We start from the raw sequence: 24,031 nt of genomic DNA, 5'->3' as shown, positions 1-24,031 counted from the left end.
AAGAACGTGGCAATTACTTAATCAACAGTTGCAGTTGCTCGTTATAATTACTTGTTTAGTCTGGTTCTTTCTATCTTCGAATTGTTAATCAAAACTTTTTATTATGAGAAATACCATTAAAAAAGAACTTATTAAAGTTCAGCAGAGCTCTGTTTTCAGAGTGGTGAAAAGAAAATTACTATTGGCAGCTATTGGTGTATTTACTTCTTATTCTGTATTTGCAACCCAGCCGAAAGAACAGAAATTAAATGAAAGTAGAGTATTTACTATACAGCCTGCAGGACAAGGACTAAATGAATGTGGATTACATGCATCTGTACGCATGCATAAAATTATTAATGGAGTAGTTCGCTACGATACTTATTATTACTATTTTAATTCTGTGGCAGACGCAGAACAGTACATCGCGGAAAATACCAATAGTATTAGGGGTGGGGTACTTGCTTGCTATGCAACAGGCCCAATGCGCTGAGCATAACTTTTTTAAGTATTTGGAGGCTGTCTCAAAAGTGAGATAGTCTTTTTGTGTACAAAAAAACTTTTACTTTCCTCCCGGTTGCAAATTGATAAATTTGCCGTGTATTTTTTTTAATTGATTTATAGTGGTTTACAATATAAAATGATCATTCTGCCTGAGCTATTTCAACAATTGTAAACGTGCTGGATAGTATCAAAAAAAATTACTGTCATAAGACAGTAATAGTAGAGATTATCAGATCGATAATTTTGACCAGTTTAGTATTCTATTTCTTTGACTGATCTCGGATGACTGCTTTAATTCGGCCGCTGTTATTTAAAATTTTCAGTCTGAATTGACTCTCATGGTTTGAGTTATTTACGATAAAAACTTCATGGGCGAAATTCACTTTAACGGTGACCGAATCGTTAATAGGCAGTTCCTTTATTTCATGGTTATTGATGACATAGTGGAGTGGAGCTGTCCTGGAAGAATTGTATAAAACCGTTTCCAGACTTTCCTTTGTTGAATTTTTTATTTTTAAATCTTTGTGAGCGGGTATCATCCAGTGATTACGGTAGATATGCCTCCCTCTGGATATCTGAAATGAAGAAGACAGCATCACAAGTACAGCTGTACATAAAATAAATCGTGAATAGAAATATATATTCTTCATTTTTCCTAAGATATACAGTACTGTGAATATTTTTCGCAAATGTATATCACGTCATTTTGATAACTGCTACACTTTTGTGTAGATTTGCTGTATAGAAACAAATACTACCTTTTTGGGTAGCAGTTCTAAGCACGTAAGGATACATGGAAGAAATAAACCAATTTTTTAACGAAAAAAATGAGGTAAGCAAAGATGCTGAAATTGATTTTTCGCAGTCCGGAGATTATCTGGAAGCCGTAAGAGCTTTTGCCAGGATTACTTATCAAAGCTTATACGTCATCAATTATCAGACTAAATCTTTCGAATATGTGTCCGACAATCCTTTATTTCTATGCGGAAAATCTTCCGAAGAAGTGAAAGAATTGGGATATGCCTTTTATTTTCAGCATGTCAGGCCGAAAGATGTAGAACTTTTAATAAAAATTAATAAAGCAGGATTTGAATTTTACGACACGATACCGGTGTCTGAAAGAAAAAAATACAGCATATCTTATGATTTTCACCTGATGAATGGGAAAAAGAATGAAATTCTTGTTAATCATAAGCTTACCCCTATGTTTCTCGCAGAAAACGGCCAGGTATGGAAGGCCTTATGTTTCGTATCTCTTTCTAACAGTACCGAGGCGGGGAATATTGTGCTGAGTAAAGAAGGATCAGATGAAATATGGAGATATGATCCGGAAGCAGATCAATGGAATAAAGAAGAAAAGATAAAACTTTCAGAAAGAGAACATGAGATTTTGCGCCTGTATACCAGCGGGATGACCATCAGCGAGATAGCCGGGAAATTATTTATTACCGCAGATACCGTAAAATTTCACCGGAAGAAACTCTTCGAAAAGATAGGCGTAAACAATATTGCAGAAGCATTTGCCTATGCTAAAACCAATAAACTGCTGTAAACAGATTGGGTTTGACTACCGTTTTTTTACGGTATTTTTCGGAATGTCTTTTAGGATTCAATTTTAGGTCTGATATTTGCACTGGGTAGCCAAACTAAGTGACCTATTTTATTTATGAAAAACATATCTGTGAAAAAATCATTTTTATATGCCTGTTTTTGTGCTGCATTGATGATTTCATGTAAAAAAGAAATTGAAAAGATCAGCGATACTTTTAAAGATACCGTTTCTTCATCCGAAAATCCTGTTGCAGAAAAAGATTCAGTAAAGAAGGATTCGGTGGTGAAAAAAGAATCAATGCCGCCGGCAATGCAGGAAAATGGTTTTTATAACGCGCTGGCACTTCCGAAAGACAAAAAATTAAGAGATTCCGTATATGCTGAATTCAGCAAAAAATACAGCGAACGCGAACGTTACGCTATTTTGGCCCTGAACAGACTTGATTCTAAAAATAAATGGAATTCCGATACCTTAGTGGTTCCTGCTAAAATAGATACAACCCTGATGGCTTACTCACCATTTCCTATGCAGTTGGATGTATTGAGCGGTGTTAAAAAATTTGTCATCTTTTCATATCCTATTCAGGCTTACGGAGTATATTCCAACGGAAGTCTTGTGAAATGGGGACCGACAAGTATGGGGAAAAAATCTGCGCAGACAACCAGAGGCCTTACTTTTGCCAACTGGAAAAAGAAACTTTCCATTTCAACAGTCAGCAGCGAATGGAAACTTCCCTATAATTTCAACATTCATAACATAGGCGGGATCGGATGGCATCAGTATGATCTGCCGGGATATCCTGCATCACACTCATGCTTACGTCTCTTAATGAAAGATGCGCAATGGCTGTATTCTTATGCAGATACCTGGATTCTTAATCCTGGAGGAGCAACCACAAAAGCAAAAGGAACGCCGGTAATGGTCTTCGGGGATTATAAATGGGGCGGAAGAAAGCCATGGAGAAAACTTCTGGAAGATCCGAATGCCAATAATATCTCAGTAGAAGAAATGAACAAGCTTTTAGAACCGAATGTTGAAAAAATGATCAAAGAACAGGATAACAGAGAGAGAGTGGCAGATTCCATCAAAACAGCGAAAGCAATGGCGGTACCTGCTGAAAAACCGGAAGAACTTCCTGTTAACTGATTTTTTTCTCAAACTGTAAAGTAGATTCTTCAGCAAATCTTCTCAGCTTAAACATCTCATCTTTACCCTTATGCTGCCCGAATCTTGCAGCGAGATAAGTAAGGAGTATGAAGAACAACATAACAAAAGAAGCGCTCAGGGCCCAAGGGTACTCGGCGCTTTTTATTTGTTTTTCCACATAATACATCGTGAAGAACGTCATCCAGAGAATGGAAAAAGAAAAATAAAGAAACATAAAAAAGGTCCATACTGCTGAACTGGGACCAAAAACGCCTCGTATGGTGGTATGCTCCTCCTCAATCTCTACCCTCAAAGAAAGTCTTGGTTTCCAGTAATTATCATAGGCTGTTTCTACATAGATTGTTGCTACTTCTTTATTAACGTTGCCGGAAAATTCACCTTTGTGCTCAGTAAGGTATTTTTTCAGATTATCTGCATATTCCTCTTTTGTAAGATGGGTATACATCTTGAATCTGGGCCGGGTTCTTATTTTATCTAATGTGGTTTCTTCTGTTTTCATATATTATTCTTGATAAGGGATGGGATCTTCCAATACAAAGCTGAACGTCATCTGCTGGGTATTTCTCTGGATTACCATCGTAATATTCTTTCCTTCCTCAGACTTCATCATATCCATGATTTTTTCCATGGTCATATCAGCAGTTTTGCTTCCGTTGATGGTGATAATGTGATCATCTTTTTTTAAACCTGCCTTATAAGCCGGGGAGTCTTTCCTTACACCGGCAATCGAAAATAGGGGTTTTAAAGTAAATTTATACTGAAATGTATTTCCTACAGAAATTTCGTTGCCGGATTCTGCTTTTCTCTGAGGTTCTATTTTTACGCGGTCCTGCTGCCATTCCAATCCGTCTTGTCTGAAATCCAGTCCACTCATGTTAAAATGAAAAGGATCATTGAAGTTTCTGTTTCTTTTAAGGTACAGCTTACCGCCGGTATAATCAAAAAAAGTGGTAAAGCGCCGCAGAATCTCTCCGCCTATAGAGCCTTTTCTGTTCTCTACTATTTTTACATGCTGGATAGAATACTCATCCGGCATGGCAGTAAGAGGCTTTTCAAACTGAAATTTTCCCAGATAAAGAGTATGAATTCTGCTTCTTTTACCATAAATATCTCCGTTGAAGCCACGCCCAAGAAAATCATCAATATTAGGCCTGTTGTATACAAAATCTTTGATCAGGGCAGGGAAGAGCCATATGGCATCACTATTTCCCAGATCAATCAGCAATTTTGAATTTTTCTTTTCAGTAGTCATTTCCACATCAGCCGTTAAATAAGGCTTGTCCTGTTCTATTGTAATCGGGATTTCCTCATACTTTCTGACTTTTTTTTGGATGGTTTCAGAATCCTGATAAACCGTTATTTTTTTAGCCACATAATCTATTGAAATAGGATGGTTCTTGAAAAAATGATAGCCGATAACTCCATTGACCGGAATTCCAATATGAGAAGAAATATTAAATTCTTCATCCATAATAAGATACAACATCATGGAAGTATTCACAATCTGATCCCCGATTTTGGCAAGATTACGGTCAGACTTAAAACCGTCAATACTCACGTTCTCTCCAAGACCTGAAAACTTCATCTTTTCAACATTGGAAAGCTTAATTTCTTTATTATCTAAACTGAAAAGCAGCGTTTCAGCAACTCCGGTATCCAGCAGAAAGGTTAATTCTGCCCCGTTAACATTGATAGGAATAAAGATCAGATTATTAATCAGTTTGAAAGGAATAACTGCTTTTTTTGTATTGATCAGTTCAAAAGAATTTTTCTGCGCACCAATAAAAATGCTGAAAAATACTGCCAGTAAAAAAAGCGTTGGTTTCATTTACTGAATTTAGTGAAATTATCCCGATTGCAAATAAAAAAACATTCCAAATGCAGGAATGTTTGTATAAACAGTAATTAATTCAGTTTTATTGATTGGAAATCTTTAATGGTATATAAGCCTATTTTGAAAAGAAATCCATCAGATCCATATAGTTTTTCTGATTGACGCCATGGCCGCTCATATATTCTCTGAAAGTAAAATAACAGCTCAGATCATAAAGAAGATCCGCTGCTTTTCTTCCCCAATCTAGAGGAATAACAGCATCATCTGTACCGTGTGATACAAAAAACCGGAGTCTTTCCAGCTTCTTTTTATCTTTAACAATGCCATCCAGAATTTTTTCTTCAGGATAACTGCTCAGACAGGCTACATAATTGAAAAGTTCCGGATGCTTCAGTGCCAGAGCATAACATAAGATACCACCCTGACTGAACCCGCATAAGTGAACTTTACTGTCCGTAAGTCCGTAATGGTTGACAATCTTCAGAATACTTTCCAGAACACTGCTCAGGGATTCTTTAGCCTGTACAACATCTATAAAATTTTCCGGATCATTGAAATTAATATCAAACCAGGAATATCCTTCAAATTGAGTATCTCTTGGAGCTCTGAAACTTACAATAAGCCAGTCGGAGGGAAGCGTTTCCCTGAAACTGAAAAGATCCTGTTCATTGCTGCCATAACCATGAAGCATAAAAAGTACAGGAGTCGTAGAGGTGATATTTTCCGGTTCTCTTACAAGGTAATCTAAATTCATACAGCAAATATAATTAATAAATCATATTTTCTGATTTCAAATACTGCGGTTTTATTCCGTAAGTTGAATAGCATATAATTTTTGCCTTTCTGTACTGTCCACACGCTATACAGTTGCTAAATTGTAGTTTTGCTGATTTGATATTATTTGCAAATCTTTATTGGAAATTTTTCATAAAAGTTATTTTTATATTAATAAAAAACTTATATTTGAAACATTAAAAAATCTATTTGGAGAAATGAAGCAATTTTACAAATCAAAAAGTTTACTTAGACTTTCTTTTTTATTCGTCTTATTATTTTCTGTAATTACCGTTGTCAATTCTTGTAAAAAGGATGACGATGATGAATTTCAGGATCATGTCGTTCAGTTTGAAGTAAAAACAACTTCAGGCGGAGTGATTAAAGCTATCGTAACGCAGGTAGGAACTGTAAAAACTGACATATTTGATCCGGTGGGAACCACATGGGTTAGTGGTGAGTTTTTTGTAAATTCAAGTCAGGCACAGCTTAACCTTGATGCTAAAGCAGACCTTCCACAGCCAGATTCAGAGTTGGTTATCAATCTTTGGATAGATGGAGAAATAGTAAGAACTGATAAGAAAAAAGGAGCGGGTCCTATGGTAGCTTCTATTGATTATAGCTTCTTAGAATTGTAATTTTACACTTTATATAAAAAAATAAAACCGCTTTTCAGGAAGCGGTTTTTTTATTTTTATTACTCCTCCATCAGATGCATCTGTACAGCAAGGTTAATCAGTTCCGTTGAATTTTTAGCCTGAAATTTCTGCAGCAGATTTTTTCGGTGAGTATCTACGGTAAGAGGACTTAAAAAGAGCTCTTCTGCAATAACGGCACTGGTTTTCCCTTGAGCAACCATCTGTAAGATCTGTTTCTCTCTTTTGGTAAGCCTCGGAATCGGAAGATCATTGGAAGAGGGCTTGCTGATGATCTGTTTCGTCTCATTACAGAAAACAATATTTCCGGAAAGCGCTCCTTTGATGCATACAACCAGTTCATTAATAGACGTATTTTTCAGCAGATAACCACTGGCTCCGTTTTGTATAGACTGCATAATAATACTACGCTCCGATCTGTTACTGAACATGATTACGGAGGTCTCCGGAGATATTTTCTTGATTTCCCTGCAAAGTTCCGTTCCATTGGCGTCCGGCAGTGCAATATCAAGAAGAATGATATCCACTTCATTCGAACGGATAAAGCTGACAATCTCCGAACCGGAAGTAAAGCTTTCGGAGACGTGAAAAAAAGGCTGGCTGTTCAGCATTATTTTTAGTCCTTCAATAACAATCGGGTGATCGTCTACAATAGCTATATTTATTTTTTTATTCTCCATTAATCGTAAGTTCTATATTAATCGTGGTGCCCTGGCTGTCGGAGCTTACTTCCATTTTTCCTTTCAGGTAATTCACACGGTTTCTGAGATTTCTGAATCCCATGCTTTTGATATTGTTTTTACTGTTTTTTTCAAATCCTTTTCCATTGTCTTCAACCGTAATCATAAAACTGTCACCGGATTGAGAACACTGAAGAAGAATACTGCTGGCCTGGGCGTGTTTTACTGCATTAGCCAGTAGCTCCTGAACAATTCTGTAAATATTGAGTTGAATGGTAAGCGGGATATTTTTTTCAATATTGATAGACTGGAAGCATATATCCAGATCATTGCGGGTATAAAATTCACACAAATCATTCAGTGCCGTTTCCAATCCGAAATTAAATAAAGATTCAGGCATCAGATTCCGGGCTACATGTCTGAGCTCCGCTACAGAATGGTCAAGCTGGTGGAGAATTTTGTAAAAATCTTTATGCTGCTCCGGATCAAGATGTGTTGAAGACCAGGTAGACAGATTGATTTTTACGCCTGCCAGCATCCCGCCAAGACCATCATGAAGATCCTTGGCAACACGCTCTCTTTCTCTTTCTTCTCCTTCAAGAATTGCTTTGGTAAGGGCTAGTTCTTCCTTTTGTTTAATATCTTCTATTTTCTGCTGAAGATTGATCTCTTTCTGCTCAGAAAGCTTTTTACTGTTGGTGTAAATAACAAATAAAAAGGTTAGCAGGCTTATGAGAAATAATAAGGCGAGGCTTAATACCCATAGATAGTAATTCTTTTTATTAACTTCCAGTTGTTTCTGCTTCTTCTCGGCATTAAGAAGCGCTATTTTTTTCTCTTTTTCAGATGCATTAAATTTAGCTTCCAGTTTATTGATTTCCAGTTTTACATTTTCAGTATGCAAGCTGTCGCTCAGTTTTGAATACTTCTTTTCCCAGGCCAAGGCCTGAACCGGATCACCCATGAATTCATTGAGGCTGGATAAATGACTGTAGATGGTTTTCCTGTTGTTAAGGTCCATGCCCAGGGTTTTCTCGGCGAGAACATATTCCAGCAGTTCTTTGGCTTCTTTATATTTTTTAAGCTTTTTATAAGTATCATACTTCTGGAAATAAAACATCTGCATCAGCAGTTTCATATTGAACTTTTTAGTGTAAGACAATCCTCTTTCTACAGCTTCCAGTGCCTTTTTATTTTCCTGCTGGGTGATAAAATATAAAGCTTTGTGATAAAAGTAAGAAGCATTGGCAGAAGATTCAGGATAGGGAAGAATCATTTTCTCGGCCTGATCCAGAAATTTTTTCCCAACACTGCCTTTAGCCTGGTAGGAGTAATTTCCTGACCTGCTGAGATAGGCATAAAACAATTCGGTGGAATGAGGGGCTTTTTTTTCAAGAATATGAATGGCTTGGGTATTATAACTTTCTGCTTTTTCAAATTCAGCATTATAGGTCAGCATCAGAGACAGCTGGGTATATAAATAGCCAAGCATTTGGGTCTCTCCATACGGTTCAGCTGCCGGAATGCTCTTTTCAAGCATTATTTTAATACAATAAGGATAGCCTTCTTTATTTTTCAGGGTAATTCCGTAGCTGTACCAGGATAAAGCTTTATAAAAGTCAGATTTTTTTCCTTTGAATTTTGATAGCGCCTCTATTGCTTTTTGGTAAGAAACTGCTGCTTTCTCTTTATCCAGGTCAAAATAATACTGACCTTCATAATAAGAATACAAAGCAGCGGTAATATGATCTTTTTCTCCAGATTTTCTGCCGTTTTCCAGATATTTTTTACTTAATGGGGGGGCTGTATTTCTGTAATAATCAGATAAAATAAAATAAGCATCTCTTTTAGAAAGACTGTTCGTGTTTCCTTTGATTACCTGTTGAAGACTATCTGTATATTTTTTTTCATTAAGAGGAAACAGTTCCTGTGAATACAACGGGAAACAGTTCAAAAAACATAAGAAATACAGTATTCTCCTCATTATTAGTTCAATTCGAATTTCAAGGGTTGAATATAATTAAAAATCCATCTATTAAAAATACCTAAAAAAAGGTAGAAAAAATTACATTTTTTTAAGGATTGTATTGTGCTCTTTCCTCTGATAGTTTTGCAGAGGTCTTCAAAGGCAGATTGAAATAACACATAAATTTTAATATCAATAAAAAATGTTTTTACTGGGGGCTTATTTCCATGTTTGGGATGATGAATGCACAAAGAGTACAGAAAGGAGAGGCACAGGTGAACGTAGGCCTTGGTGTTGCAAACGGATGGGGAATGCCGGTTTATGCAGGATTAGATTATGGTATCCATAACGACATTACTGTAGGGCAGAGTTTAGCTTAGCTTCAGAGAAATACTCAGGAGATATCAAAGGAAGATGGATAGGAGCCGGAATTAACGGGAACTATCATTTATACCCTTTTTAAAACCCCCAATAAATGGGATGTGTATGCAGCAGCAGCACTGGCTTACAACTCATTTTCTTATTGCTACAACGGATCAGATTATGATTATATCAGTGGTGAATCTTCAGGTGTAGGACTTGCAGGACAGGCAGGTGCCAGATATTATTTCACCGATCATTTAGCTGTTAATGTGGAAGTAGGAGGTGGAACATTTGCTTCAGGAGGGAAAATCGGACTTTCTTACAAGTTTTAGGATTTCAAAAAAATATAAGATACATCATACACAAACATATATAACAAACTTTTCATCTTTTTACCTATAAAGCCTTATGACGACAGAGCTTTAAAAGTGATACTTTCTCATGAATACCACGGAATTATCCGTGGTTTTCTTTTGATTTGATTAAACAAAAAAAGACTGTTATGCACAGTCTTTTTAATTGTATTTGTATAGCCTTTTTACTGAACTTTTACAATAAAATAGCTTTTCTTACCTTTTTGTAACAACAGGAATTTACCGTCAATAAGGTCAGTTTCATTGGCTGTATAGGTATCGTTTACTTTTTGCTTGTTCACAGAAATGGAGTTTCCTTTCATTTCTCTCTGGGCCTCACTTTTAGACTTAAGAAATCCTGATTTTTCAGAAAGAAGATCAATAATGTTTATTCCCAAAACGTCTGCTTTTGCAATTTCTTTTTGTGGAACGCCGTCAAAAACCTCAAGGAAAGTTTCCTCATCAAGGCTCACCAGATCTTCAGCGGTTGAGCGTCCGAAAAGAATTTCAGAAGCTTTAAGCGCTTTTTCGTATTCCTCCCTTCCATGTACCCATACTGTAACTTCTTCGGCCAGCTTTTTCTGAAGCTTTCTTTCATGGGCCGCTGTTTTGTGCTCTTCAATTAAAGCTTCGATTTCTTCTTTGTTTAAGAAAGTATAGAACTTAATGAATCTTTCAGCGTCTTCATCGGTAGCATTCAGCCAGAACTGGTAGAATTTATAAGGTGAAGTTTTCTTTTTATCAAGCCAGTAGTTTTCTCCGCTCTCAGACTTTCCGAATTTAGAACCATCAGCTTTCGTGATCAAGGGAACAGTCAGTGCAAAAGCTTCTCCCTGAGCTTTTCTGCGGATAAGTTCAGTACCTGTGGTAATATTTCCCCACTGGTCAGAACCTCCCATCTGAAGTTTAACATTGTTGTTCTGATACAGGTGAAGGAAATCATATCCCTGGATCAGCTGGTAGGTAAATTCTGTAAAACTCATTCCGTCAGCACCGCTTTCTCCGGAAAATCTTTTCTTTACAGAATCTTTGGCCATCATATAGTTTACCGTGATGTTCTTTCCTACATTTTTGGCAAAATCAAGGAAGGAAATATTCTTCATCCAGTCGTAGTTGTTCACCAGTTCAGCTTTGTTAGGACCGCTTCCTTCAAAATCTAAAAATCGTGAAAGCTGATTCTTCAGGCAGTCTACGTAATGAAGAAGGGTTTCTTCATCCAGAAGATTTCTCTCTGCGGATTTTCCGGACGGATCTCCAATCATTCCTGTAGCACCACCTACCAATGCAACAGGCTTATGCCCGTGCTGTTGAAAATGTGCCAGTATTTTTATCTGGATAAGACTTCCGATATGCAAAGAATCTGCAGTCGGGTCAAAACCAATATATGCAGTAGTTACCTCTTTATTCAGCTGTTCATCGGTTCCCGGCATCATATCGGCAAAAAGACCACGCCATTTTAGTTCTTCTATAAAGGAATTCATCTCTATTTTCTGTTTAAAATTTTACGGTGCAAAGATAATAAATTCAGAAGTATGATCATGAAAGGCAAAAAGAGGAATTTCAAATTGAATCTGCTCTTTGCAAATTCAGCCTAAAAAGCTATATTTGTTAGTGATGAACGACGAACAGTTATTTCTGCTTATTCAGAAAGCGAAAGAAAAAGACCAGAAAGCCCAGACTAAACTCATTAATATTTTTTGGGTGGATGTTTTCTCTTTTGTGATGAAGAAGGTAAGAGATGAAAATGATGCAGACGAAATTACAGTCAATGTTTTTTCAAAAGTGCTGTCGAAATTGGATATGTATGATCCGCATTTCCAGTTTAAAACCTGGATTCTTACTATTGCCCAGAATACCGTCATCGATTTCTGGAGGAAAAAAAGCCGTGAAAACCAGGATGCCACTGAAAATCTTGACGAGGTAAAAAATCAATATGCTAAATCTCCGGAAGAACTGATGATCTCTGATGAAGAACAGAAAAAGATCATTAAAACCATTGAGTCTCTGGATGCCAATTATCAGGATATTATCAAACTGAGGTTCTTTGAAGAAAAAAGCATCAAAGAAATTTCTGAAGAGCTGGGAATTTCTGTTGCCAATACCAAAGTAAGGGTAATGCGCGCTAAAAAAGTACTGGCCGAACTGCTGAAAAATAACGAATTTGAAGACAGCTAAATTCGATTTCTCCCACGGATCACCTCAGATTACACTAATGTTGGCGAATATTTTTTCTCTCGCAGACGGTGTAAGCTTTGGCTAAAGCCAGAGAATTGATTGTTTTGATTTAGGCGGACTAAACAGAAGAGAAGATGTTTGTCAGTATTTTTTCTCTCGCAAATTTTACAGATTACGCAGATTTCTTATTGGGTTTATAAATAAAAATCGTAGATTTTTAAAATCTCATGTATACTTCTATGCGTTAAGTTTTAAACTTAAAAAAAACTCAAGCGTTAAAAACTTTCGTGGGTTAATATTTCCCGCAGATCTCACGAGTTCCACTGATGTTTGTGGATATTTTTCTCTCGGATTTTCAAATTAATCCAAAATCGTATACCAGTCATAAAATGGTTCCTTCCAGTTCGCAATTTTCACAGGAAAAGATCTGTGTCATCTGAGTGATCCGTGGGAAATTATTAATTTTACCTTCTACCAAGACCTTTCATATTTTGCGTTTATCCAACAATTTCAACATCTGCCATATCAGATATATATATTAATATCTCCAATTATCATTTTCATCAATTTCTCCGGTAGATGGTTTCCATTAAAAATTACGTAACTTTGAACTTCAATTTTAGAAATGGAAAATTTAGTTCAAGATACTACCGTTCAGAAACCAAAGTGGATCCGTGTGAAACTTCCTACCGGAAAGAACTACAGAGAACTTAGAACTTTGGTAGACAAATATAAATTAAATACCATATGCCAGAGCGGAAGCTGCCCGAATATGGGTGAATGCTGGGGAGAAGGTACAGCTACCTTTATGATTTTGGGGAATATCTGTACCCGAAGCTGTGGATTTTGTGGCGTAAAAACAGGAAAACCGCTGGATGTAAACTGGGATGAGCCTGAAAAAGTAGCCCGTTCAATCAAATTAATGAAGATTAAACACGCTGTTCTTACGTCAGTAGACCGTGATGATCTGAAAGATATGGGGTCTATCCTTTGGGGCGAAACTGTAAACGCTGTAAGAAGAATCTCTCCGGGAACCACCATGGAAACACTTATTCCTGATTTTCAGGGAATCACCAAACATATTGACCGTTTGGTAGAAGTGGCCCCGGAAGTGATTTCGCACAATATGGAAACAGTAAAACGTTTAACAAGAGAAGTGAGAATTCAGGCTAAATACGAAAGAAGCCTTGAAGTACTGAGATATTTGAAAGAAGCCGGGCAACGAAGAACCAAAACAGGAGTTATGCTTGGATTAGGCGAAACGAAAGATGAGGTTTTCCAGACTATTGAAGACATCAGAAATGCCAATGTAGACGTTATTACACTGGGGCAGTATCTTCAGCCTACCAAAAAGCATCTTCCTGTAAAGAAATTCATTACCCCGGAAGAGTTTGATGAGCTTGGGGATTTTGCGAGAAGCTTAGGTTTCAGACATGTGGAAAGTTCACCACTTGTAAGAAGCTCTTATCATGCAGAAAAGCATATTCACTAAAAAATAAAAACCGTTCAGCAATGAGCGGTTTCTTTTTTATGTTGTAGAGAGAGGGAGATAATAAACGGATAGATGATAGACATTCGGGTTAATACTATAAAAATGGATCAAAATAGGTTTTGCCTGATGGTGGGTACAGAACTGCAGCCTAAAACCTTTACCACCTACTGGACCGTTCATTTATTACAGGCCGAATCCCTGGCAATCTCTGCAATCCGTCCATTGATTTCAATTGCTTTAAAATGTTTTTTCCTGAATTCTGACGGAGTATCTCCCGTATGCTGTTTGAAGAGCTTATTAAAATACGACAGACTTTCAAAACCTACCTGAAAACAGACTTCCGTCACAGAATAATCTTTCAGCAGAAAAATTTTAGCCTGGTTGATCCTGTAATTATTCACAAAATCTGTAAAGGTCATATTCGTCTGCTTTTTAAAGTAACGGCAGAAAGCCGGAGTACTCAGGCTGACGATGGCTGCAATCTCGTTGACATTGGGCTTTTTATCATAATTTTCGTGAATATAATCATAGATCGTCCCCATTCTGATCTTGTCATTCAGAAACCATTTGATCCTAGTGTCTTCATTATTGAGTTCTCTTACTTCAGTAGAATCTGCAAGGATCTGAAGAATTTCAATCAGGCCCATTAATGATTCAAAAGAATTTTTTTCTTTGATAATCTGGAGTTTTTCGACCACGATGTCTTTAGTTGTTCCAAAAAATGAAAGCCCCAGATAAGATTTTTCTAAAAGTGTTCTGATATTTTCAAATTCAGGAACAGGAAGAATGATATCCTGGAGAAAATTTTCCTGCATCTGCAATACCAGCTGCCTGCATTCTGTTTGAATACCATAATCAAAGTTGAGATGGGGAACATTGGCTCCAATCAGTAAAAGATCGCTGTCTGTAAAACCTGAAATATCCTTTCCTACGTGGCGGATACCATTGAGAGCTTCTACGTATACAAGCTCTATTTCAGGGTGATAATGCCAGAAAAAACAATTTTTCAGCGAAGGAGAAAACAGCTTGAAAGATTTTCCTTTTTCAAACTCTATAATTTCTTTCTGAATTTTCATTTTGTTCTCATTTGATTGTTTACAGATTTAAAATTAAATAAAAAGGTTAATATGGAGCAAATTTTTATCATTTCAAGAGAGGTGAAAGTCAATCTTTCTTTCGATTTTTGCACTGTCAAAATAAGATAGGAATCATACTTACTATTGACCAGTTAATTTAAAAAGAATATACAATGAAGATTGATAAAAGGATCATTCCGCTGGCTATCGGCGGTTTGGGAATAGGAACAACGGAGTTTACCGTCATGGGACTGCTGCCGGATATTGCTAAAACATTACAGATCACCATTCCGCAGGCGGGTCACATGATTTCTGCTTACGCAATGGGAGTCGTAATCGGAGCGCCGATTCTGATCGGTTATTCCGTGAAATTCCCGCCGAAAAAAGTACTGATGGTTTTAATGGTTCTTTTCACCTTATTTAACGGATTATCTGCAATCGCTCCCGATTATACCACCATGCTGATCATCAGATTTATGTCCGGACTTCCACACGGGGCATTTTTCGGAGTGGGAACGGTTGTAGCATCCAGGATGGCAGGAAAAGGGAAGGAAGCATTCTATATATCCCTGATGTTTACGGGACTTACGGTCGCGAATCTGATCATGGTTCCATTGGTCACGTACATTGGTCACGTGTATCACTGGAGACTATACTTTGCTATTGTGGCTTTGATCGGTATTTTTGCCTTATTGTTCCTGAAGTTATGGCTTCCGGCTATAGAGGCCAATCAGGATACCCATTTCCTTGAAGAGTTGAAATTTCTGAAAAAGAAACAGGCATGGCTGGTGCTGGCTATTACAGCGATCGGATTTGGAGGTCTTTTTACGTGGTTCAGTTATATTACCCCTTTAATGACGGTGGTAGCAGGTATTGAAAGCAGCCGGATGGCCTATGTAATGATTCTTGCAGGCGGGGGAATGGTAGTAGGAAACCTTGCCGGTGGTTTTGTTTCTGACCGATTGGGCCCGGAAAAAACATGTGCGCTTCTGATTTTTCTGATGATGATTTCTTTGGCAGGTGTATTTTTCCTTTCGGAGCATCAGAATATCGCACTTATTCTGACATTTGTGTGCGGGGCACTGTCTATGTCGGTGGCAGCACCTATCAACATTATGATGATGAAGGCAGCACCTAAAAGTGAAATGATGGCCGCCGCATTTATGCAGGCAGCTTTTAATATTGCCAATGCGATGGGAGCATTTTTAGGAGGAATTCCTTTGGAATACAAGCTGCCCTACAATTACCCGTCACTGGTAGGGGTGGGAATGACCTTTATCGGGCTTGCTGTCAGCGTGCGCTATATGTATCTTTACAGATCAGAAACGCCGGTAGTAGAGCCTTCTGCAGAATGTGTATCTTGTGATAAATAAATCATGAAAAAAAAATTACGGTAAAAAAATGTAAAAAAAAACGGGTTGTATTCTCTATTGATACAACCCGTTTTTTATGGGTATGAAATAGTTTATGCTTCTACTTCATTACCGTTTTTGCACCAGTAGAGTGCATTGTATAAATTTTCTTTCGGGAAAGATTTAAATTCTCCCGGCATCAGGACGCTGAAAATGTCCGTAAAGTTCTGTACCCCTTCTTTATCCGTAACAATAGCAGTACGGTTCCATTTAGCAAGATTTTTCAACCCCAAAAGCACATCTTCAAACCATGCTCCCATGGTAAACTTATCCAAATCGGTATCCAGATAAAATAAGTAATTCAGCTCCCCAAACTGGTCCACTTTTTCTTTAACATGTGGAAATACCAGATTTTCAAAATCCTCTTTCGTTACTTCTCCCGTTGCATTAAATGCTGCAACATTTTCAGGAGCTTCTGGAATAATCGTTATCATAATGAATATTTTAATGTGGTTTAGTTTTAGTCAGAGAACAATAATTGCACCATAAATCAATTATTAATAGTTAAAATACTTATAAATATTGCTATTTTTATTGTAAAATATTAATATGGATCTTAAATCAAATGAACCATTCTGGCTTATAAAAAATGGGCTGATCACTTCATATCCCTCACTGAAATCAGATGAAAAATGTGAAGTTTTAATTATTGGCGGAGGGATTACGGGAAGTCTTATTGCTCATCAGATGATACAGGACGGCTATAATACCATCCTTATTGATAAAAGGGAGATCTGCAATGGAAGTACCTCAGCAACTACCTCAATGTTGCAGTATGAAATAGATGTTCCGCTTTTTGAATTATCAGAGAAAATCGGTGGGAAGGCAGCGGCTAGAAGCTATAAAGCCTGTTCAGATGCAATAGATACTCTTGAAAAACTCTCCGGATACATCAGATCTGCTGCGGGTTTTAAACGTAAAAAATCTTTGTACTTCGCTTCGAAGAAAAAAGATGTTGTCTGGCTCAAAAAAGAATATGAGGCGAGAAAAAAGGCTGGATTTGATGTGAAATGGCTGGATGAAGACCAAATTTTAAAACAGTTCGGATTTGAAAATACTTATGGCGGAATTTTGTCGAAACAGGGAGCCAGTATTGATGCTTTTCAGTTTGCCCATGAGCTGTTTACCCATAATGTGAAAAAAGGTCTGAGAATTTTTGATAAAACAGAAATGACCCATGTGGAATATCATAAAGGCTTTAATATAGCAACTACCCTGAACGGTTATCAGATCAAAGCGAAAAAAATAATCTACTGCATAGGATATGAAAGCAAAAACCTGCTGAAGGAAAACTTTGTGAATTTAAAAAGCACTTATGCTATTGTTTCGGAAATAGATGAGGATAAGTTTAAAAATATCAGCAGTACATTGGTTTGGAATACCGATGATCCTTATCTCTATATGCGGACAACAGATGACGGACGGATTCTGATTGGGGGCGGTGATGAAGATTTTTATGATGCTAAAAAACGGGATGCTCTGCTGGAAAAAAAAGAAAAAGAAATTTTGAAAAACCTGAAAAAAATAAAACCGGATTACCATTTTTATACAGATTTTGTGTGGGCGGGAACTTTCGGGGAAACTAAAGACGGACTTCCCTATATCGGGGAGCATAAGAAGTTCAGAAATTCTTATTTTGTCTTAGGTTTCGGAGGTAACGGGATTACATTTTCAATAACCGGTATGGAAATGGCTTCTTTGTTTATGAAAAATAAAAAACATCCATTATCACAGTACTTCAAATTCGGAAGATAAAAGCATTACTCGTTACCGATTACTCATAATTAATACTCTTATCAATAAAAAATGCTGCCCAAGAACCTGAGCAGCATTTTACCATAACAATTACAAACTGTATCCGTTCTTTTTTGCCTGTTCCAGAATAGATTTTTCTATTGCTTTTCCCAGGTCGTCGGAATCATTGTTTCCCCGTTTTTTCATTTCGGCATCAATATACTCCTGGCGTTTTCTGGAGAGTTCTTCAATTTCTTTCTGGATCTTTCCACGCTCGGCAGATTTGGCTGCAACGGCTTTTTTAATTTCCTCTTTGCTTTTGCCTTTCAGTTCAGCCGGAAGTTCTTCTTCTTTAACGGATGAAATAAAACCTGCGTCTTTTTCGGCTTTGTCCACCAAATCCCAGTGATCATTTTTATAGGCGTTCTTTTTGGATTTGGCAACGGTTCTTTCCACAAAGTTGGCTGCAGATTGTACTTCCGCATTTTTATCCTGCATGATCTGCTTGTTTTTATATTCAGAGCCGTGGCTTCCGTAATAGATATAAGTACTGTTCAGCCTTGAATTGCATTCCGAAATCCTTACATCGTATGGCGTTTCAATATAAATCACCTTTCTGTCGCTGTCGATATTGAAATATTTACCGCCGCCAAGAGAAGCTCCGTTCTGCCAGAAGGTTTGAATGCCCTCGTTTCGGTCTCCACAGAAAATAGTGCTGGTGTAAATATTTTTATTCTTAGCCTTCGAGATCACCTCTTTGTAATCTACTCTTCCCTGATTAAAGCCTTCATTTCCTGCAATATAAATCAGTTTCATGCTTTTTTCATCCTTGTCCCAGTTCAGGTTGGCAGATGCGTCACGGATTACGGCCCCACAATATTCACTTCCGCCGTTGGTTCGTAGGGCAAATAGCTTTTCAGAAACCAGATCCAGGTCCTGCGTAAGCGGAGTAACCTGCCGGATGTAATTATCATCCCGGATTCCGTCATTTCCGTATTCATACAAAGCGATCTCTATCTGTGGAGCCTGACCGTTATACTTCAGGGTGGTAAGGGTATTCACAATATTCCAGAGCCTTGATTTGGCCTGATCAATCAGTCCGTCCATACTGTTGGAAGTGTCCAGTAGCAAAGCCACCTGGATTTTATTGTCTTTTGCGGTTGTATTTACCAGAGGTAAAGAGGCGTTCTGTACAATGGGATCTCTGCCGGATGTATTGTCTTTTGAACATTGGATTCCTGAAATGCTGCCGGAGCTTAAAAAAGCTACACCTGCTGCCAGTGTTAAAATTTTAAAAGAAGTCATCATAATATATTTTTTTTGGTTATCTGCTGTAATATTGGATCTGCATATCTTTCGGAAATTTCACTTCATAAGAGAAGTTTATCTTGTCTGAACCTCCGCTGCTGATGTTTCTGTTCCACAGGATGCTTCCTGTTTTTTCATCATAACTTCCGCCGCCGGTTTCTAAAGCTTTTACCAGAATTTTGGAGTTCTCACTGATCGGAAGCTGGTCAAGCACTTCCAGTTCAATATTCTCTTTCGTATTGTTTCTGATGTTGATCTGGTAAGATTCTGTGTTCCATTTATTAGAATTCATGGTCTTTTGAGACGTTTTATCTTCCAGTTTTATTCTTTTTACAGTAATTCTTTCATCTACACCCAGTGAGATCGGGAATTCGTCTTTCACATAATTGCTGGTAATATTCGTTTTTCCGATATAATTATCTTCAAAATAAATATTAGCTTTTCCTGAAATAAGGTTGAGGTTCTGCCAGTTTTTCACAAAAGCCATCAGGAATACCTGGTTGTTAAGCTTCGGAACTGTATGGTATTTGTAGGCGGCATCAATTTGTTTTTTATCAAGAATTACATACTGCTCTTTCTCCTGGCTCAGTATCGTTTGATTGTAGTTGAGTTCATAAATCACATTCATCTGGCTATCAGAAACAGAGGCAATAGGGACCTGACTAGGTGATACAACTTCATCGGCTCTTACCTGATAAGAATTTACTGCTGAAGTTTCCTTTTTCAGTTTATAGTAGGCCACTTCTCTCATAGGGTTGTGAGGAGTATATTCTGCTACGTACAATGGAGAGAGGATAGGGCGGTCCTGATTGTAGGATGGGCGGTAGGTAGAAACAAAAAGCTTGATATTTTTCCAGTCCTGTCCGGTTCTCTGATAGATCTTTCCTTTATAAACCATTTCAAGCGGCTTCTTTACAGATTCTGCACGTAAATCGTAAGAAGGAATCCATCCTGCATCCGAAACAATATAACTTACTCCCAGATTCAGGCTGGTATCGTGATCTGCAAGGATTTCCAGAAGCAGCTCTTTTCTGTTGGTATTTTTATGGGTTTGTTCTTCAGCAGACTGTTTATTGATTTTGGCTATGCTTTCATCCAAAGCCGACTTCTGTTCGTTTAAAAGAAAAACCTGGTTGTCGATTTCCAGCATTCTTTTGCGGTAAAAATCGGTAAGTTTGATCAGCTGTTCCTGTGGGGTTGATTTATCATTCACGGAAACCTTCAGATTGTCATTGATGATGTTCTGCTCTCCGGTCAGGTTTTTAATCTGGATATTCAGAAGGTTTACCTGTCTCTGAAATTTTTTTCTTTCATCTTCAAGCTTTCTTTCCCCTTCAGACAGCTGGCCGTTATCCAGAAAATTGTTCTGCGGGGTAATGGACAGAAGGGTAGTATTCTTTTCAAGGTTGATTTTATACGTGTTCTCATCCAGATTATTGGGGAGGTTGATAATTCTTACCATATTTCTTCCTTTCTGCAGGCTTACGCTGGTATTTCCGAAGACCTTGGCTCCCTGAAGGAATACCGTTGCCTGTTTTACCTCAATTTCTTTTTTTATTTCCTGAGCGCTGATTAGAGCTGCCGAAAATATGATGAGTATTAAAAAATAACGTTTCATAGTTTATTGCTTTAAATTCCTGAAGTAAAATTATCAGTATTTAAGACCGGAAATCCGCAGACTTGGTGAAATGGGACTTTGGCTTGGTGAAGCGAAAATATCTATGTTAGTTTTGTTGCAGATATGGCAGATGATGCAGATTTTTTGCTCAGTTAGATTTGATAAAATTGAGAGAAATAAAATTCCAGCATCTATCAATATTCGGTAAAGTTTTAAATCTGCGCAATCTGTCGGATCTGAGAAAATACAAAAGAGACAGAATTTATTCAATAGGGGTGTACTTTAGTCCGCCCAAATAATAAGAAACAATCCATCGGCTTTAGCCTAAATCTATACAGCTAATACCTTTCGGAAACTGTATCTAAAAAATAAAAAAAACAGCCCTTTCGGACTGTTTCCTTAAATCTGTTATTGTAGTCTATTTTAAAGGATTTCGTATCGTGTTTTGATACTGTATTTTAGTTTGATATTTTCTATGTTCTCAAAAGAGTTTCCTGCCGCTGCATCTGCCATTTCCATTATGCTGTTCATTTTTCCTCTGTAAGCTACCGGAAGAACCGTATCGCTGGTATAATCTTCAATTTCTACGATTTCAAGAGGGCTTCCTGCTTTTTTGCCCATACTTTCCAACAGGTAATCTGCTTTTTCTTTAGCTGCTTTCAGGGCATTGATCTTAACTGTTTTTCTGAAATCTGCGATTTTGGTATTCTTAATTTCTGCAATATTCAGATTACTTACCCATTTTTGATTCAGATCTTCAAATATTTTACCGAGATCTGCCTTTGCATTGGCTTTAAACTGATAATTCTTGGTGAATTTTCCGGTTTTGGCATACGTATTCTGATACATGGATTTGAATTTGATGTCTTCGTTCTTAATTCCGGCATTCTTTAATGTTTCAAATAGTTTCTTTTCCGTGTCTGCCAGTTCATTTTTGTTGTCTGCCTTTATACCGATGCTGAAGATGATTTCATCCGGTTCTATTTCCATTTCGGCAACCCCTGTTACTTCAATTGCATTTTTCTTTACTTCCTGTGCATTCATAAAACTTCCCAGTGTAAAGATTCCGATCAATAAAAAATGTCTTAATTTCATAATTTCTTGTTTTAAATTCTGGAGTAAAATTACGGAGGTTCAGAAAGGAAATTCCGGAGACTTGGTGAAATGAGGTTTTCACTTGGTGAATTATTGAATGTCCGTTATCATAGGTAATAGGTAATAGGTAATAGGTAATAGGTAATAGGTGAGCTGGGATAAAAGAGATCAGGAGTTTATTTTAATCTGAGTTCGGGTTAAGGAGTTTAAATGTAAAAGGCTGGAAGCTGGAAGAAGGAGGTTAGAAGTTAATTTTAGTTTTACGTATTGAAAGCCACCTGAAAATCAAATTAAATATAATCAGATCAATATTTGCTGTTAATGACTTTCATAACTTCCATCATCCAGCTTCAAAGCTGCATCCATCATATATTCTTATCCCGAACTGAAGTTATTTAATAGCATCACAATTGTGACTTGGTGAAATAAGGTTTTGACTTGGTAAAGAATGAAGGAGCTTAGATAAAGTTTTAGTTACTTTGCACTAAACATCTGAAATCCGTGAAATTAGTTTTTAAAATATTGTTCATTTTTAGTCTTGCCGCAGGTAATCTCTGCCTGGCACAGGATTCTACACGGGTTAACAAAGCTTCCAAATCAGTTTCTAAACTGAGGAAAGCAGTTGATAATAATGATAATAAAGGGGTTGCTGACAGTTATGTAGGCATTGCCAATGATTATTATAATCAGGGAAATTATGCCAAGAGTGAAGAATTTTTGACCAAGGCCAGAAATCTCTATAAAGATCTTAACGATAAAAAGAATCTCGAAATTGTAACCAGAAAAATTGCCCAGTCACAGGAAAAACAGAAAAAAATAGTCCCTGCGATCAGCAATTACAGCATGGCAGCTGAAATGAGTTTTGATGAAAAAAGCAGGACTGTCAATTCAAATGATGCGGCAAGACTGTCTGCACCTTCAGTAGAAAGGAAGGCAGATGCTATCCAGAGTAATATCAATATCAGTCTGAAAGAAAAAGATAAAAGTGCTGTGGCGGAAGGGTACAGCCAGATGGCCGAAGTCAACATCCAGCAGAATAATATTCCCAAGGCAGAAGAAAACCTGAATAATGCCTATGTTTTTTCGAAAAAAGAAGCTCCCCAGCAGGCCTTGGAAATCAATCAGAAGCTTACCAATTTCTATGTTGAAAACAGGAAGTTTGATAAAGCCATTGAAGCGAAAAAAGAGGTCTTGAAAGAAGATTTTGTAAAAGAAAACTCACAGGAAAAAGTGAACCAGATCCAGGAACTTGCCGATATTTATATTAAAAAAAATGATCCTGAAGAAGCCATTACTCTCTTGAAAAATGCCTACGGAATTGCTTTGGATAAAGGACATACACTGGAAGCCCAGAAAAGCGTGAAAAGGCTGGACAGCCTTTATAATATATCAGGAAATACCGATGCTTCGGTAACATTGTACCGTGATTTCCTAGGAAAACTTCCGGATCTTGTTTCCAAAGACAGAAGCCTGATTGATAATAAGATTCTTGAAGATACAGAACAGAGAATATCACAGCTGGAAAAAGAAAAACAGCTTAAAGATGAACTGATCCGTAAGAAAAATGTTTTTAATTACGGCCTGATCGGAGCGTTAATCCTGCTTACAGGTCTGGTATTCTTCATTTTCAGAACCCTGAAGAAAGTTCAGATCAAAAATAAAAAGATCGCCCTGCAGTCGCTGAGACGCGAAATGAATCCCCATTTTATTTTCAACAGCTTAAACAGTGTCAATCATTTTATTGCAACGAATAATGAACTGGAAGCCAATCAGTATCTGACCAAATTTTCAAAGCTGATGCGGGGTGTAATGGAAAATTCTGCTGAAGATTTTATTCCTTTTCAACAGGAACTCGACCTGCTTCAGAACTATCTGGCCCTGGAAAAGACCCGTTTTTCAGATAAATTCGATTATGAAATCGATACAGATGACAATTTAAATGTACAGAGCCTTAAGATTCCGGGAATGCTGGTTCAGCCGTTCCTTGAAAATGCAGTATGGCACGGTCTCCGCTACAGAACCGAAAAAGGATTTTTAAAATTAAGTTTCCAAAAAGAAGAAGCTCATTTAAAGATCACCATTGAAGACAACGGAATCGGTATTGAAGAAAGCAAAAAGCAGAAAACCGAGCACCAGAAGACCAGGGAAGGCCGCGGAATGAAAAATACACTCGAAAGAATAAGGCTTCTGAATGATCTTTATAAAAAAGACATTACCTGCTCCATCAAAGACAAAGAAAATAGCAGTGGAGTAGTGGTGACTATTAAAATCAACCTTATTTAAAACATAAACC

Annotated in this window: 23 protein-coding genes; 11 read left to right on the top strand and 12 right to left on the bottom strand. The window is 37.4% G+C overall.

Going from position 1 to position 24,031, the window contains the following annotated elements:
• The first annotated feature begins 103 nt into the window (after positions 1 to 103).
• Positions 104 to 472, top strand: coding sequence for a hypothetical protein (locus tag J2Y40_RS07865; protein WP_153398920.1), 369 nt, complete (start codon positions 104 to 106; stop codon positions 470 to 472).
• A 271-nt stretch (positions 473 to 743) separates the two neighbouring features.
• On the opposite strand, the gene J2Y40_RS07860 is transcribed toward J2Y40_RS07865, so the two are convergent.
• Positions 744 to 1,133 carry a hypothetical protein gene (locus J2Y40_RS07860; protein WP_153398922.1) on the bottom strand — a complete coding sequence of 130 codons (390 nt, stop codon included), beginning with the start codon at positions 1,131 to 1,133 and terminating at the stop codon, positions 744 to 746.
• 143 nt (positions 1,134 to 1,276) lie between these two features.
• Here J2Y40_RS07860 and J2Y40_RS07855 point away from each other — a divergent pair, with 143 nt between their 5' ends.
• The gene (locus tag J2Y40_RS07855) at positions 1,277 to 2,035 is read left to right on the top strand and encodes a response regulator transcription factor (RefSeq protein WP_153398925.1); all 759 of its coding nucleotides are present in this window, start codon (positions 1,277 to 1,279) and stop codon (positions 2,033 to 2,035) included.
• A 129-nt stretch (positions 2,036 to 2,164) separates the two neighbouring features.
• Complete coding sequence (locus J2Y40_RS07850; protein WP_231128758.1) at positions 2,165 to 3,181, top strand: L,D-transpeptidase; 1,017 nt, start codon at positions 2,165 to 2,167, stop codon at positions 3,179 to 3,181.
• On the opposite strand, the gene J2Y40_RS07845 is transcribed toward J2Y40_RS07850, so the two are convergent.
• The 3 genes from J2Y40_RS07845 to J2Y40_RS07835 all read right to left on the bottom strand — a co-directional run bounded on the left by J2Y40_RS07845 (position 3,174) and on the right by J2Y40_RS07835 (position 5,790).
• A complete protein-coding gene (locus tag J2Y40_RS07845) occupies positions 3,174 to 3,701 on the bottom strand; it encodes a hypothetical protein (protein WP_153398931.1) in 528 nt (175 codons plus the stop codon). The two genes, J2Y40_RS07850 and J2Y40_RS07845, sit on opposite strands and share 8 nt — an antisense overlap.
• A 3-nt stretch (positions 3,702 to 3,704) precedes the next feature.
• Positions 3,705 to 5,030, bottom strand: a complete 1,326-nt coding sequence (locus J2Y40_RS07840) for a PDZ domain-containing protein (protein WP_309998221.1) — start codon at positions 5,028 to 5,030, stop codon at positions 3,705 to 3,707.
• A gap of 121 nt (positions 5,031 to 5,151) precedes the next feature.
• Positions 5,152 to 5,790, bottom strand: coding sequence for an alpha/beta hydrolase (locus tag J2Y40_RS07835; protein WP_153398938.1), 639 nt, complete (start codon positions 5,788 to 5,790; stop codon positions 5,152 to 5,154).
• Between the two features lie 238 nt (positions 5,791 to 6,028).
• Between J2Y40_RS07835 and J2Y40_RS07830 the strand changes: the two genes are divergently transcribed.
• Positions 6,029 to 6,448 carry a hypothetical protein gene (locus tag J2Y40_RS07830; protein WP_231128760.1) on the top strand — a complete coding sequence of 140 codons (420 nt, stop codon included), beginning with the start codon at positions 6,029 to 6,031 and terminating at the stop codon, positions 6,446 to 6,448.
• A gap of 59 nt (positions 6,449 to 6,507) precedes the next feature.
• Here J2Y40_RS07830 and J2Y40_RS07825 read toward each other — a convergent pair whose 3' ends face one another.
• Both J2Y40_RS07825 and J2Y40_RS07820 read right to left on the bottom strand, forming a co-directional pair.
• A complete protein-coding gene (locus J2Y40_RS07825) occupies positions 6,508 to 7,146 on the bottom strand; it encodes a response regulator transcription factor (protein ID WP_309998219.1) in 639 nt (212 codons plus the stop codon).
• Entirely contained in the window at positions 7,136 to 9,085 is a 1,950-nt protein-coding gene (locus J2Y40_RS07820) for an ATP-binding protein (RefSeq protein WP_309998218.1), read from the bottom strand. Before J2Y40_RS07820 ends, J2Y40_RS07825 begins: the two co-directional genes overlap by 11 nt.
• Before the next feature lie 263 nt (positions 9,086 to 9,348).
• On the opposite strand from J2Y40_RS07820, the gene J2Y40_RS07815 reads away from it, so the two are divergent.
• Positions 9,349 to 9,492, top strand: a complete 144-nt coding sequence (locus J2Y40_RS07815) for a hypothetical protein (RefSeq protein WP_309998216.1) — start codon at positions 9,349 to 9,351, stop codon at positions 9,490 to 9,492.
• Positions 9,493 to 9,594: 102 nt separating this feature from the next.
• Positions 9,595 to 9,807 (top strand): hypothetical protein, encoded by a 213-nt coding sequence (locus J2Y40_RS07810; RefSeq protein ID WP_309998214.1) that lies wholly within the window; start codon positions 9,595 to 9,597, stop codon positions 9,805 to 9,807.
• Positions 9,808 to 10,013: 206 nt separating this feature from the next.
• On the opposite strand, the gene tyrS is transcribed toward J2Y40_RS07810, so the two are convergent.
• Positions 10,014 to 11,309, bottom strand: coding sequence for a tyrosine--tRNA ligase (gene tyrS, locus J2Y40_RS07805; protein ID WP_309998213.1), 1,296 nt, complete (start codon positions 11,307 to 11,309; stop codon positions 10,014 to 10,016).
• Between the two features lie 133 nt (positions 11,310 to 11,442).
• Here tyrS and J2Y40_RS07800 point away from each other — a divergent pair, with 133 nt between their 5' ends.
• Positions 11,443 to 12,003, top strand: a complete 561-nt coding sequence (locus tag J2Y40_RS07800; protein ID WP_153398959.1) for an RNA polymerase sigma factor — start codon at positions 11,443 to 11,445, stop codon at positions 12,001 to 12,003.
• A 625-nt stretch (positions 12,004 to 12,628) separates the two neighbouring features.
• Positions 12,629 to 13,495 (top strand): lipoyl synthase, encoded by an 867-nt coding sequence (lipA, locus tag J2Y40_RS07795; protein ID WP_153398962.1) that lies wholly within the window; start codon positions 12,629 to 12,631, stop codon positions 13,493 to 13,495.
• Between the two features lie 176 nt (positions 13,496 to 13,671).
• On the opposite strand, the gene J2Y40_RS07790 is transcribed toward lipA, so the two are convergent.
• Complete coding sequence (locus tag J2Y40_RS07790; RefSeq protein WP_309998210.1) at positions 13,672 to 14,571, bottom strand: AraC family transcriptional regulator; 900 nt, start codon at positions 14,569 to 14,571, stop codon at positions 13,672 to 13,674.
• A 173-nt stretch (positions 14,572 to 14,744) separates the two neighbouring features.
• On the opposite strand from J2Y40_RS07790, the gene J2Y40_RS07785 reads away from it, so the two are divergent.
• Complete coding sequence (locus tag J2Y40_RS07785) at positions 14,745 to 15,944, top strand: MFS transporter (protein ID WP_309998208.1); 1,200 nt, start codon at positions 14,745 to 14,747, stop codon at positions 15,942 to 15,944.
• Between the two features lie 92 nt (positions 15,945 to 16,036).
• Here the strand turns inward: J2Y40_RS07785 and J2Y40_RS07780 are convergent, their stop codons facing one another.
• The gene (locus J2Y40_RS07780) at positions 16,037 to 16,417 is read right to left on the bottom strand and encodes an STAS/SEC14 domain-containing protein (protein ID WP_153398971.1); all 381 of its coding nucleotides are present in this window, start codon (positions 16,415 to 16,417) and stop codon (positions 16,037 to 16,039) included.
• Between the two features lie 115 nt (positions 16,418 to 16,532).
• Between J2Y40_RS07780 and J2Y40_RS07775 the strand changes: the two genes are divergently transcribed.
• Positions 16,533 to 17,738 carry an FAD-binding oxidoreductase gene (locus J2Y40_RS07775; RefSeq protein ID WP_309998206.1) on the top strand — a complete coding sequence of 402 codons (1,206 nt, stop codon included), beginning with the start codon at positions 16,533 to 16,535 and terminating at the stop codon, positions 17,736 to 17,738.
• Between the two features lie 90 nt (positions 17,739 to 17,828).
• On the opposite strand, the gene J2Y40_RS07770 is transcribed toward J2Y40_RS07775, so the two are convergent.
• The 3 genes from J2Y40_RS07770 to J2Y40_RS07760 all read right to left on the bottom strand — a co-directional run bounded on the left by J2Y40_RS07770 (position 17,829) and on the right by J2Y40_RS07760 (position 21,738).
• Positions 17,829 to 19,025 (bottom strand): VWA domain-containing protein, encoded by a 1,197-nt coding sequence (locus J2Y40_RS07770; RefSeq protein ID WP_309998204.1) that lies wholly within the window; start codon positions 19,023 to 19,025, stop codon positions 17,829 to 17,831.
• A 16-nt stretch (positions 19,026 to 19,041) separates the two neighbouring features.
• Complete coding sequence (locus tag J2Y40_RS07765; protein ID WP_309998201.1) at positions 19,042 to 20,643, bottom strand: DUF4139 domain-containing protein; 1,602 nt, start codon at positions 20,641 to 20,643, stop codon at positions 19,042 to 19,044.
• A gap of 423 nt (positions 20,644 to 21,066) precedes the next feature.
• A complete protein-coding gene (locus tag J2Y40_RS07760) occupies positions 21,067 to 21,738 on the bottom strand; it encodes an SIMPL domain-containing protein (RefSeq protein WP_153398980.1) in 672 nt (223 codons plus the stop codon).
• A gap of 501 nt (positions 21,739 to 22,239) precedes the next feature.
• Here J2Y40_RS07760 and J2Y40_RS07755 point away from each other — a divergent pair.
• Positions 22,240 to 24,021: a histidine kinase gene (locus J2Y40_RS07755; protein WP_231128764.1), complete on the top strand. Its 1,782-nt coding sequence runs from the start codon at positions 22,240 to 22,242 to the stop codon at positions 24,019 to 24,021.
• Positions 24,022 to 24,031: the final 10 nt, after the last annotated feature.

Origin of the sequence: Chryseobacterium sp. 2987 (genome assembly GCF_031456375.1) — a bacterium.
In the GTDB taxonomy this organism is placed as follows: Bacteria; Bacteroidota; Bacteroidia; order Flavobacteriales; family Weeksellaceae; genus Chryseobacterium; species Chryseobacterium vaccae.
Note: the sequence above shows the minus strand (reverse complement) of the source record. Positions and strands in the feature narration are given on the sequence as shown.